12 protein-coding genes are annotated in these 13,118 nt (G+C 31.9%); 11 read left to right on the forward strand and 1 reads right to left on the reverse strand.

From position 1 onward, the window contains the following. Positions 1-45: 45 nt before the first annotated feature. Positions 46-1,020, forward strand: coding sequence for a DNA polymerase III subunit delta (gene holA, locus KA858_RS05120; RefSeq protein WP_210135177.1), 975 nt, complete (start codon positions 46-48; stop codon positions 1,018-1,020). 73 nt (positions 1,021-1,093) lie between these two features. Here holA and rpsT read toward each other — a convergent pair whose 3' ends face one another. Next, on the reverse strand, positions 1,094-1,345 hold the full coding sequence (rpsT, locus tag KA858_RS05125; protein WP_053029533.1) for a 30S ribosomal protein S20: 252 nt from the start codon (positions 1,343-1,345) through the stop codon (positions 1,094-1,096). Positions 1,346-1,680: 335 nt separating this feature from the next. Between rpsT and lepA the strand changes: the two genes are divergently transcribed. The 10 genes from lepA to rpsU all read left to right on the forward strand — a co-directional run bounded on the left by lepA (position 1,681) and on the right by rpsU (position 13,022). Next, entirely contained in the window at positions 1,681-3,504 is a 1,824-nt protein-coding gene (lepA, locus tag KA858_RS05130; RefSeq protein WP_210135178.1) for a translation elongation factor 4, read from the forward strand. Between the two features lie 132 nt (positions 3,505-3,636). Continuing rightward, positions 3,637-4,758 carry a radical SAM family heme chaperone HemW gene (gene hemW, locus KA858_RS05135; RefSeq protein WP_210135179.1) on the forward strand — a complete coding sequence of 374 codons (1,122 nt, stop codon included), beginning with the start codon at positions 3,637-3,639 and terminating at the stop codon, positions 4,756-4,758. 101 nt (positions 4,759-4,859) lie between these two features. Beyond that, positions 4,860-5,837, forward strand: coding sequence for a heat-inducible transcriptional repressor HrcA (gene hrcA / locus KA858_RS05140; protein ID WP_210135180.1), 978 nt, complete (start codon positions 4,860-4,862; stop codon positions 5,835-5,837). 31 nt (positions 5,838-5,868) lie between these two features. After that, complete coding sequence (gene grpE / locus KA858_RS05145; RefSeq protein ID WP_210135181.1) at positions 5,869-6,495, forward strand: nucleotide exchange factor GrpE; 627 nt, start codon at positions 5,869-5,871, stop codon at positions 6,493-6,495. A 51-nt stretch (positions 6,496-6,546) separates the two neighbouring features. Continuing rightward, positions 6,547-8,382 (forward strand): molecular chaperone DnaK, encoded by a 1,836-nt coding sequence (gene dnaK / locus KA858_RS05150; RefSeq protein WP_210135182.1) that lies wholly within the window; start codon positions 6,547-6,549, stop codon positions 8,380-8,382. A gap of 151 nt (positions 8,383-8,533) precedes the next feature. Continuing rightward, a complete protein-coding gene (gene dnaJ / locus KA858_RS05155) occupies positions 8,534-9,667 on the forward strand; it encodes a molecular chaperone DnaJ (RefSeq protein WP_107629545.1) in 1,134 nt (377 codons plus the stop codon). Between the two features lie 4 nt (positions 9,668-9,671). After that, on the forward strand, positions 9,672-10,610 hold the full coding sequence (prmA, locus tag KA858_RS05160) for a 50S ribosomal protein L11 methyltransferase (protein ID WP_210135183.1): 939 nt from the start codon (positions 9,672-9,674) through the stop codon (positions 10,608-10,610). Position 10,611: 1 nt separating this feature from the next. Further along, on the forward strand, positions 10,612-11,364 hold the full coding sequence (locus KA858_RS05165; RefSeq protein ID WP_245342035.1) for a 16S rRNA (uracil(1498)-N(3))-methyltransferase: 753 nt from the start codon (positions 10,612-10,614) through the stop codon (positions 11,362-11,364). A 5-nt stretch (positions 11,365-11,369) separates the two neighbouring features. After that, positions 11,370-12,716: a tRNA (N(6)-L-threonylcarbamoyladenosine(37)-C(2))-methylthiotransferase MtaB gene (mtaB, locus tag KA858_RS05170; RefSeq protein ID WP_053029524.1), complete on the forward strand. Its 1,347-nt coding sequence runs from the start codon at positions 11,370-11,372 to the stop codon at positions 12,714-12,716. A 129-nt stretch (positions 12,717-12,845) separates the two neighbouring features. Continuing rightward, entirely contained in the window at positions 12,846-13,022 is a 177-nt protein-coding gene (rpsU, locus tag KA858_RS05175) for a 30S ribosomal protein S21 (RefSeq protein WP_000048060.1), read from the forward strand. Positions 13,023-13,118: the final 96 nt, after the last annotated feature.

Genomic DNA, 13,118 nt, shown 5'->3' on the forward strand with positions numbered 1-13,118 from the left:
GATATAATTATCAATGTTTGATATTTTAAAAGGGAGTTCACAATTATGACAAACAATATTATGGCTATATATGGTGAAGTGCCTGAATTAGTAGAAAAGAAAAGTAATGAACTGACAAATGCATTCTTAAATGAGAACAGAGATGACTTTAATTTTATAAAATTTAACCTTTATGAAACAAATATTTCGACAATTATTGAAGAGGCCTTAACAATGCCATTTATATCTGAAAAGAAAGCAATTGTTGTTAAAAATTCATTTATATTTACTGGCGAAAAAGTTAATAAAGATTTACAGCCGAACAATGAGCAAGTTATAGAATTTTTAGAGAAGTATGATGGTGATAATTTAGTCATTTTTGAAATCTATAGCAATAAATTAGATGAAAGAAAGAAATTAACTAAATCATTAAAAAAGACTAGTAAGCTAACCAAAGTAGAACAAATGTCAGAGCAAGAAATTAAATCCTGGATTCAAAATCAACTACATGAGAATTTCAAAGATATAAAGCAAGATGCGCTAAACCTATTTATTGAATTAACTGGTGTGAATTTCAATATTGTTTCTCAAGAGCTAGATAAACTCATTTTATTCTTAGGTGACAGATCTACTATTAATAAAAATGATGTAAGTTTAATTATTAACAGAAGCTTAGAACAAAATGTTTTTCTATTAACAGAATATATTCAAAAAAATGAAAAAGACCAAGCTATACAACTTGTAAAAGATTTAATCGTTATGAAAGAGGAACCCATTAAATTACTTGCACTTATTACAAGTAACTACAGATTGTATTACCAATGTAAAATATTAGCTCAAAAAGGGTATAGTGGGCAACAGATTGCTAAAACAATTAATGTGCATCCATATAGAGTTAAGTTAGCATTAAATCAAGTCCGTTATTATGAGTTAAAAGAATTATTAAATATAATAGATAACTGCGCAGAAACAGATTACAAACTAAAGTCGTCATATATGGACAAACAACTAATACTTGAGTTATTTATTCTATCACTTTAAGTTTGTAATCAATCCTTAGTTATATATTTAAATGCAAAAAAGCACGGAACATAGTTCCGCGCTTTTTTACACATTATTTACTTGATGACATTAATTGTGATTTAATGCGATCAGCTTTGTTTGAGTGAATTAAGTTACTTTGTGAAGCTTTATCAACTGATTTGATTGCGAAGTTAACTAATTCAGCTTTGTTATCAGCGTTATTGTTGATTGCTGTTTTAGCATTTTTCACAGCAGTACGCATAGCGTTTTTTTGTGAAATATTACGAGCTTCTGCGTTTTCAGTTGTTTTAACACGTTTAATAGCAGATTTAATATTTGGCATTACTGTCACCTCCTAAAAGTGATCTTAAGCATATCAAATTTTATTTTGATTACAACAAGAAACATTTTATCAAAACTAACATATTTGTGCAATCATTAATTAAATATAGCATAGTTAAAATCTCAATTAAATCATAATTACTGTTGGAATGCGCACTTTAACACTTTATAATTAGGATATATTCTATAATTATATACGAATAACGCAAGTGATTTTATAATCATGTTTTAACATTTAATAGTAAGGATACGTTTGCAATTAATCATTAAAAACGATATCATATCAAAGATGTATACATATACGGGCTAATTTTATGAAAGCGAGAATGATAGGCTATGGATATGCAAGAACGCTATAACAGAAGAGAAAATATACGAAATTTTTCTATTATTGCTCATATTGATCATGGTAAATCAACATTAGCAGATAGAATATTAGAAAATACTAAATCTGTAGAAACAAGAGAAATGCAAGATCAATTATTAGATTCAATGGATCTTGAAAGAGAACGTGGTATTACAATCAAATTAAATGCCGTACGATTAAAATATGAAGCTAGTGATGGACAAACTTATACTTTCCATTTAATTGATACACCAGGACATGTAGACTTTTCATATGAGGTCTCTAGATCCCTAGCTGCATGTGAAGGTGCAATTTTAGTAGTAGATGCAGCACAAGGTATTGAAGCACAAACATTGGCAAATGTGTATCTAGCACTAGATAACGATTTAGAATTATTACCAGTCGTTAACAAAATCGATCTCCCTGCCGCTGAACCTGAAAGGGTTAAACAAGAATTAGAAGATGTGATTGGTTTAGATCAAGATGATGTTGTACTTGCTAGTGCTAAATCAAATATTGGTATCGAAGATATTTTAGAGAAAATTGTAGAAGTAGTGCCACCACCTGAAGGTGATCCAAGTGCCCCATTAAAAGCTTTAATTTTCGATTCAGAATATGATCCTTATAGAGGCGTTATTTCATCAATTCGCGTGATGGAAGGCGTTGTTAAGGCTGGAGATAGAATTAAAATGATGGCAACAGGTAAAGAATTTGAAGTTAGTGAGGTAGGTATCAACACACCTAAACAATTACCTATTGAAGAACTAACTGTAGGTGATGTTGGTTATATTATTGCAAGTATCAAAAATGTCGATGATTCACGTGTAGGTGATACGATAACACATGCAAACAGACCAGCTGAAGCACCGCTAAAAGGATATAAAAAAATGAACCCAATGGTTTATTGTGGTTTGTTCCCAATTGAAAACAAAGACTATAATGATTTAAGAGAAGCTCTTGAAAAGTTACAATTAAATGATGCGTCATTAGAGTTTGAACCAGAATCTTCTCAAGCACTCGGCTTTGGTTTTAGAACTGGATTTTTAGGCATGCTTCACATGGAAATTATTCAAGAGCGCATTGAAAGAGAATTTGGCATTGAATTAATTGCTACTGCGCCATCAGTTATATATCAATGTGTAATGAAAGATGGTTCAGAAGTCACAGTAGATAATCCCACACAAATGCCAGAAAGAGACAAAATTGATGCGATTTATGAACCTTATGTGAAAGCGACCATGATGGTACCAAATGACTATGTAGGAGCAGTAATGGAGTTGTGTCAACGTAAACGTGGTCAATTTATTAATATGGATTATTTAGATGATATTCGAGTGAATATCGTTTATGAAATACCACTTTCTGAAGTTGTTTTTGATTTCTTCGATCAACTTAAATCTAATACTAAAGGATACGCTTCGTTTGATTATGAGTTTATTGAAAATAAAGAAAGTAATTTAGTGAAGATGGATATTTTATTAAATGGTGATAAAGTAGATGCATTAAGCTTTATCGTTCATAAAGATTTTGCTTATGAACGAGGCAAAGCATTAGTTGAAAAATTAAAAACGCTTATTCCGCGTCAACAATTTGAAGTTCCAGTGCAGGCTGCAATTGGACAAAAAATCGTTGCAAGAACTAATATTAAATCAATGGGTAAAAATGTTTTATCTAAATGTTATGGTGGGGATATTAGTCGTAAGCGTAAATTACTCGAAAAACAAAAAGCAGGTAAAGCGAAAATGAAAGCAGTTGGTAGTGTTGAAATTCCACAAGATGCATTCCTAGCTGTACTAAAAATGAATGATGAATAGAACATAAAAGAGGTCGAGACGAATATAAATTGGTAGGTACCATAACAATAATGAATATTATTGATAAAGAAACTACTAACTTATATTACTAAGTCTCAATCTCTTTTTTTAAGTTATAGAAGGGGTGTAACATTGGAAGTTAAAAGTGCGTACATACACATACCTTTTTGTGTCAGAATTTGTACTTATTGTGATTTTAATAAATATTATATTGATAAACAGCCAGTAGATGAATATTTATCCGCATTAATAAAAGAAATGTCGTTTAGTAAAAAAAAACAACTTGAGACAATGTACGTTGGAGGAGGTACGCCAACAGCACTGAATGACATGCAACTTGAAAGATTATTACAAGCTATTACTTCAACTTTTTCAATCAATGGAGAGTTCAGTTTTGAAGCAAATCCAGATGAATTAACTTTTAATAAAGTAAAGTTACTTAAACAGTATGGTGTTAATCGTATTTCAATGGGTGTTCAAACATTTAAACCAGAGCTATTAAAAATATTAGGCCGAACACATAATACTCAAGATATCTATAATGCAGTAAATAATGCTAGGAAAGCTGGTATCAACTCTATAAGCCTTGATTTAATGTATCATTTACCTGAACAAACGATAGAGGATTTTGCAGACAGTTTAAATCAAGCAATCAATATGGATATTGACCATATTTCAAGCTACGGTTTAATACTTGAACCTAAAACACAATTTTATAATATGTATCGAAAAGGGAAACTAAAATTACCAAATGAAGATTTAGGTGCTGAAATGTATCAATATCTAATGAAAGTATTAAGTCAAACTGACTTTAAGCAATATGAAATTTCTAACTTTGCTAAAACGAATCATGAATCTGAACATAATAAAGTGTATTGGTTAAACGAAGAATATTACGGTTTTGGAGCAGGTGCAAGTGGATACGTTGAAGGCGAACGCTATACAAATTTAAATCCAGTTCAACATTATATTAATGCAATTAATGATGGCAAACGGCCTATACTAACTTCTAGTCGACCAACCTTGAATGAAAAGATGGAAGAAGAAATGTTTTTAGGTTTAAGAATGAATCAAGGTGTAAATCGCGGACGTTTCGAGTTAAAATTTGGCAAATCACTAGATGCAATATTTGGAGAAACGATTAAAGATTTAAAATCAAGACACCTTCTAATTGAAACGAATGGAAATATCTCACTTACCCCAAGAGGAAAGGTTATAGGAAACGAAGTATTTGAGGCTTTCTTACTAAACTAATAAAAAATTAAAAAAGTAAGGCTTTAACGTTGACTTACTTTGACCAATTTGATAAATTATAATTAGCACTTAGGACAAAAGAGTGCTAATGAGGTGAAAACATGATTACACAAAGACAATTAAGCATTTTAAATGCAATTGTTGAAGATTATGTTGATTTAGGACAACCTATAGGTTCTAAAGCTTTAATTGATAGACATCATTTAGATGTCAGTCCTGCAACAATAAGGAATGAGATGAAACAACTTGAAGATTTGAACTTTTTAGAGAAGACGCATTCTTCTTCAGGGCGTTCACCTTCCGAAGAAGGGTTTAGACTTTATGTCGATCAATTGTTAAAACAAACCTCTCGTCAAAACAAAAATAAAATACAACGTTTAAATCAACTATTGATTGAGAATCACTATGATATTTCTTCAGCATTAAGTTACTTTGCAAATGAGTTATCAATGAAATCTCATTATGCAACATTAGTTGTTCGTCCAAAACATAGTGAAGAAATGATTAATAATGTTCATTTAATTAAGGCAAATGATTCAATCATGATTTTAGTAATTATTTATAATTCTGGTCATGTTGAGCATTTTCACTTGAATTCTTCACTTGAGTTATCATCCGATAGATTAATCGCCATTTCTAATTTTATTAGTAATAATAATTTAGAAATAAGCGCTAAACTATCAGATAAAATTCGTTCTTTCGCCAACTCATATGAAGAAAATCAATTCATTAATGACATTGTTAAGATGATAAATTCTCATATTAGCAAACAAAGTAATAGCATTTTCTTAGGTGGAAAGGTTAAACTAATTGATGCATTAAATGAATCTAATGTTTCGTCAATTCAACCAATTTTGCAATATCTAGAATCTGAAAGAATCACTGAATTACTACAGACAATTTCAACTAATGATATTAACGTTAAGATTGGAAAAGAGATTGATGAAAGCCTTAGTGATATATCGATTGTAACGAGTCAATATCACTTCGACAATTCATTGAAAGGTCAAATTGCGGTTATTGGACCTACAGCAATGCGTTATCAGAATGTGATTCAATTACTTAACCAAATATGGTGATTTTAATTGTAATTATATTGGAGGGTAAAAAATGACAGAAAAAGATGAATCAGTAAAAAGTAATTCTGAATATACTGAAGAACAAGAAGTAAAGAATGAAGACACATCAACAGTTGAAAATGTTGAAGATACTACTTCTGATAGTGATAATTCATCTAACGACAGTTCGAACGAAGAAAGTTCTGAAGAAACTGCAGTTGATCCTAAAGATGAAGAAATTCAGCAATTACAATTAAAAGCTAATGAAAATGAAGAAAAATATTTAAGATTATACGCTGAATTCGAAAATTATAAAAGACGAATTCAGAAAGAAAATGAAACAAATAAAACTTATCAATCTCAACGTGTTTTAACGGATATTTTACCAACGATTGATAATATTGAACGCGCACTACAAATTGAAGGTGATGATGAATCATTTAAATCACTTCAAAAAGGTGTTCAAATGGTACACGAAAGTTTACTAAGAGCACTTAAAGATAATGGTTTAGAAGAAATTGAAACAAAAGGTCAAGCTTTTGACCCTAACTTCCACCAAGCAGTAGTTCAAGATGATAATCCAGATTTCAAATCTGGTGATATTACTCAAGAATTACAAAAAGGTTATAAGTTAAAAGATAGAGTATTAAGACCATCAATGGTAAAAGTAAATCAATAAATTGACGAAAATACCATATATCAAAATTTTTAAAATTGGAGGAATTTTATTATGAGTAAAGTAATCGGTATTGACTTAGGTACAACAAATTCATGTGTAGCTGTATTAGAAGGCGATGAACCAAAAGTAATTCAAAACCCAGAAGGTGCTAGAACAACACCATCAGTTGTAGCATTTAAAAATGGTGAAACACAAGTTGGTGAAGTAGCAAAACGTCAAGGTATCACTAATCCAAATACTGTTCAATCAATTAAACGTCATATGGGTACTGACTACAAAGTAGATATTGAAGGTAAATCTTATACACCTCAAGAAATTTCAGCTATGGTATTACAAAACCTTAAAAACACTGCTGAAAGTTATTTAGGCGATAAAGTAGATAAAGCTGTTATTACAGTTCCTGCATATTTCAATGATGCTGAACGTCAAGCAACTAAAGATGCTGGTAAAATTGCTGGTTTAGAAGTTGAACGTATTATTAACGAACCTACTGCTGCAGCATTAGCATATGGTTTAGATAAAACTGATCAAGACCAAAAAGTATTAGTATTCGACTTAGGTGGCGGTACGTTTGACGTATCTATCCTTGAATTAGGTGACGGTGTATTCGAAGTACTATCAACTGCTGGTGACAATAAACTCGGCGGTGATGACTTTGACCAAGTAATTATTGACTACCTAGTGTCTGAATTTAAAAAAGAAAACGGCGTAGATTTATCTCAAGATAAAATGGCATTACAACGTTTGAAAGACGCTGCTGAAAAAGCTAAAAAAGACTTATCTGGCGTTTCACAAACTCAAATTTCATTACCATTTATTTCAGCTGGTGAAAGTGGTCCATTACACTTAGAAATTAGCCTTACTCGTTCTAAATTTGAAGAATTAGCTGATTCATTAATCAGAAGAACTATGGAACCAACTCGTCAAGCATTAAAAGACGCTGGTTTATCTACTTCTGAAATTGATGAAGTTATTCTTGTTGGTGGTTCAACACGTATTCCAGCAGTTCAAGAAGCTGTAAAAAAAGAAATCGGTAAAGATCCTCATAAAGGTGTAAACCCAGATGAAGTTGTAGCAATGGGTGCTGCGATTCAAGGTGGCGTTATCACTGGTGATGTTAAAGATGTTGTATTATTAGACGTAACACCATTATCATTAGGTATTGAAATTATGGGTGGACGTATGAATACGTTAATTGAACGTAATACTACAATTCCAACTTCAAAATCTCAAGTTTATTCAACTGCAGCTGATAACCAACCAGCAGTAGATATTCACGTATTACAAGGTGAACGTCCAATGGCAGCTGATAACAAAACATTAGGAAGATTCCAATTAACTGATATTCCACCAGCTCCACGTGGTGTTCCACAAATCGAAGTAACATTTGATATTGATAAAAATGGTATCGTAAATGTTACTGCGAAAGACTTAGGTACTAATAAAGAACAAAATATTACTATTCAATCAAGCTCTGCGCTTTCTGATGAAGAAATCGATCGTATGGTTAAAGATGCCGAAGAAAACGCTGAAGCAGATAAAAAACGTCGTGAAGAAGTAGATTTAAGAAATGAAGCAGATAGCTTAGTATTCCAAGTTGAAAAAACAATTACTGACCTTGGCGACAATATTAGTGAAGAAGATAAATCTAATGCGGAAAGCAAAAAAGATGCTTTAAAATCTGCGCTTGAAGGACAAGACATCGAAGATATTAAAGCGAAAAAAGAAGAACTTGAAAAAGTAATTCAAGATTTATCAGCAAAAGTATATCAACAAGCTCAACAAGCTCAGCAACAAGCACAAGATGGTGCTCAACAAACTCAAAACGATAGTAATGTTGAAGATGCTGAATTTAAAGAAGTTAAAGATGATGAAGATAAAAAATAATTGCTAAGCGTTTATAGTGTATGCTTATATTAGCAAACTATTATGAATGTGAGCCAAAAAGTCAAAGTCAATTGAACATTGGCTTTGACTTTTTCTTTTATAACTTCGTTCTTTTAAACATATTAAATAATTAAGTTAAGGAGAGATGGTCGTGGCTAAAAGAGACTATTATGAAGTCTTAGGTGTAAGTAAAAGTGCATCTAAAGATGAAATCAAAAAAGCATATCGCAAATTATCAAAAAAATATCACCCTGATATCAATAAAGAAGAGGGTGCAGATGAAAAATTCAAAGAGATTTCAGAAGCTTACGAAGTTCTAAGCGACGATAATAAAAGAGCAAATTATGACCAATTTGGCCATGATGGACCTCAAGGTGGTTTTGGTGGCCAAGGATTTAGCGGCCAAGACTTTAGTGGATTTGGCGGAGGTGGATTTGAAGACATCTTTAGCTCATTCTTTGGTGGTTCACGTCAAAGAGATCCTAATGCACCTAGAAAAGGTGACGATTTACAATATACGATGACTCTAGAATTTGAAGAAGCTGTCTTTGGAACTAAGAAAGAAATCTCAATTCGTAAAGATGTGACATGCCATACATGTAATGGTGATGGTGCTAAACCAGGTACTAGTAAAAAAACATGTAGTTATTGTAACGGCGCAGGTCACGTATCAGTTGAACAAAATACAATTTTAGGCCGTGTACGCACGCAACAAACATGTCCAAAATGTGATGGAACAGGTCAAGAATTCGAAGAACCATGTCCAACTTGTCATGGTAAAGGTACCGAAAATAAAACAGTTAAATTAGAAGTAACTGTACCTGAAGGTGTAGATAACGACCAACAAATCAGACTTGCCGGTGAAGGAACACCAGGAGAAAACGGCGGACCTCATGGTGACTTGTATGTCGTATTTAGAGTAAAACCGTCTGACAAATTTGAACGTGATGGTGACGATCTTTATTACAAACTTAATGTTAGTTTCCCACAAGCAGCACTTGGTGATGAAATAAAAGTTCCTACACTTAACGGAAACGTAATGTTAACTATTCCTTCTGGCACTCAAACTGGTAAGCAATTCCGCTTAAAAGATAAAGGTGTTAAAAATGTTCATGGATATGGTCATGGTGATTTATTTGTTAATATTAAAGTAGTTACACCTACAAAATTAACAGATAGACAAAAAGAAATTATGAGAGAGTTTGCTGAATTAAATGGTGAGTCAATTGAAGAACAGCCATCTAATTTTAAAGATAGAGCACGCAAATTCTTTAAAGGAGAATAACTAAATGAACTGGACAGAACTTTCGATTGTTGTAAACCATGAAGTTGAACCTTTAGTTACTGATATATTAGAAAATTATGGATCAAACGGCGTTGTAATTGAAGATTCTAATGATTTAATTAATCAGCCTGCCGATAAATTCGGCGAAATTTATGAACTGAAACAAGAAGATTATCCTGAAAAAGGGGTTCGATTAAAGGCTTATTTCAACGAATTAAAGTTTGATGAATCTCTAAGAAATAAAATTAAAACAGATGTTACAAAACTTGAAAATATTGATTCATCTGTATTGGATTTTTCTGAGAAAACAATTGCTGAAGTAGATTGGGAAAATGAATGGAAAAATTATTTCCATCCCTTTAGAGCATCAGAAAAATTCACAATTGTTCCAAGTTGGGAACAATACACTAAAGAAGATACTTCTGAAATGTGTATTGAATTAGACCCAGGCATGGCATTTGGAACTGGAGATCATCCAACCACAAGCATGTGTCTTAAAGCAATTGAAACCTACGTTGAACCAGATCATTCCGTTATTGATGTTGGAACAGGTTCAGGTATTTTAAGTATTGCCAGTCATTTACTTGGAGTAAAACGGATTAAAGCTCTGGATATTGATGAGTTAGCTGTTAACGTTGCTAAAGAAAACTTTGCTAAAAATCATTGTGAAGATGCAATTGAAGCTGTACCAGGAAACTTATTGAAAAATGAAACAGAAAAATTTGATATTGTTATTGCAAACATTTTAGCTCATATTATTGAAGATATGATTGAAGATGCTTATAATACTCTAAATGAAGATGGTTATTTTATAACATCAGGAATTATAGAGGAAAAGCATGAACAAATATTAAATCAAATGGAACATGTAGGATTTGATATTATATCAGTAAATCATGACAATGGTTGGGTATGTATTGTAGGTCAGAAAGTGAGTGAATAATTTGCAAAGATACTTTATCGATCAAAACGCTGATGACAGTCAGCGTTTTTTTATAACAAATAAGGAAGATATACATCATATTACTAATGTGATGAGAAATACAGTTGGTAACCAGATTATTGTAACGTTTAAAGATAAAACCGTGTTTAAATCGGAAATCATTACTGTTGAGAATGAATCAATTGAAATTAAATTGATTGAGCACATTGATATCAATTCAGAGTTACCTGTACAAGTTACTATATGTAGTGGCTTAATCAAAGCAGACAAATATGAATGGTTAATTCAAAAAGCAACAGAATTAGGTGCTGATAGTTTCATAGCTGTAGAAATGGACAGATCTGTAGTCAAACTTAATTCAAATAAAGTTCAAAAAAAATTAGAACGTTGGCAAAAGATAATTAAAGAAGCAGCTGAACAAAGCTACCGTTTAATTATTCCTAAAATCAATTTTAAGTCGAATTTAAATGAAATTTGTGATACTATAAATCATTATGACTATATTTTGTTAGCATATGAAGATGAAGCAAAACGTGGTGAAGTTAGTCTTTTTAAAGAAACCTTGGAAAAATTTAAGACTAACGATCGTATTTTATTAATATTTGGTCCTGAAGGTGGCTTTTCAGAGAAAGAAATCTCTCTGCTTAAAGAAACGAGTGTTAATGTTGGCTTAGGACCTCGAATTTTACGGGCAGAAACGGCGCCACTTTATGCTTTAAGTGCTATCAGTTATGAAAATGAATTAATGGGGTGAATATTATGTCAACAGTTGCGTTTCACACATTAGGTTGCAAAGTAAACCATTATGAAACTGAAGCAATTTGGCAATTATTTAAAGACGCTGATTACGATAGAGTTGATTTTGAAACGAATGCAGACGTCTTCGTAATCAACACTTGTACAGTAACAAATACTGGAGATAAAAAAAGTAGACAAATTATTAGAAGAGCAATTCGACAAAATCCTGATGCAGTTGTATGTGTAACTGGGTGTTATGCGCAAACATCTTCTGCAGAAATTATGGAAATTCCTGGTGTAGACGTAGTGGTAGGCACGCAAGATAGACACAAATTATTAGACTACATCCAACAATTTAGAGAAGAACGCCAACCAATTAATGGTGTTGGTAATATTATGAAAAATCGTACATATGAAGAATTAGATGTACCATATTTTACAGATAGAACAAGAGCTTCACTAAAGATCCAAGAAGGGTGCAATAATTTCTGTACATTTTGTATCATACCATGGGCTCGTGGATTAATGCGTTCACGTGATCCTGAAAAAGTGGTTGAACAAGCTACACAATTAGTTAATGCTGGCTATAAAGAAATTGTTTTAACTGGAATTCATACTGGTGGTTATGGTCAAGATTTAAAAGATTATAATTTAGCACAGTTACTTCGTGATTTAGAAGAAATTGATGGTCTTGAACGAATTAGAATTTCATCTATTGAAGCTAGCCAATTAACTGATGAAGTTATTGATGTTTTAAAACGTTCAAATAAAGTTGTTAGACATTTACATGTTCCATTACAATCCGGTTCTGATACTGTATTAAAACGAATGAGACGTAAATATACTATGGAACATTTTTCAGAGAGAATCACAAAATTACATGATGCGTTACCTGATTTAGCTGTTACAAGTGATGTAATTGTAGGATTTCCAGGAGAAACAGAAGAGGAATTCCAAGAAACTTATGACTTTATTGTTAAACATAAATTCTCTGAATTACACGTTTTTCCATATTCAGCTAGAATTGGTACGCCTGCTGCGCGTATGGATGATCAAATTGATGAATCTATCAAAAATGACCGTGTGCACAAATTAATCGCGTTAAGTGATCAATTAGCTAAAGAATATGCATCTAAATTTGAAGATGAAGTTTTAGAAGTGATTCCTGAAGAAGCTGGCGAAGTAGAAGGCACATTAGTTGGTTACGCTGACAACTATATGAAAGTTCAATTTGAGGGTAATGATTCTTTAATCGGACAAATTGTAAAAGTAAAAATCGTTAAAGCTGATTATCCAATTAATACAGGTAAAGTTGTTAGAATCGTAGAACACGCAACAAACAAGTCTGAAGAAGGCGTATTATTATAATTTTTAAAAATTATAATAATTTGGAATTGACCATAATAAATTCATATATTATACTAAGTAAAGCATAGTTGTATATTACTATGTATTGACTTTAAAGTTCCGTTGATATTTGGAGGGAGGGAAATACAGATGTCTAAAACAGTAGTACGTAAAAATGAATCACTTGAAGATGCATTACGTAGATTTAAACGTTCAGTATCTAAAAGTGGTACTATCCAAGAAGTACGTAAACGTGAATTTTACGAAAAACCAAGCGTAAAACGTAAAAAGAAATCAGAAGCTGCACGTAAACGTAAATTCAAATAATTAATAACTCTGTTGACTCCCTCAACAAGAATATTAATTATATATATGCTCTCGATTAGTTAAACTAGTCGAGAGTTTTTGGTTCTAAGAGAAATG

This window comes from Staphylococcus sp. GDX8P80P, assembly GCF_017893095.1.
Classification (GTDB): domain Bacteria; phylum Bacillota; class Bacilli; order Staphylococcales; family Staphylococcaceae; genus Staphylococcus; species Staphylococcus borealis.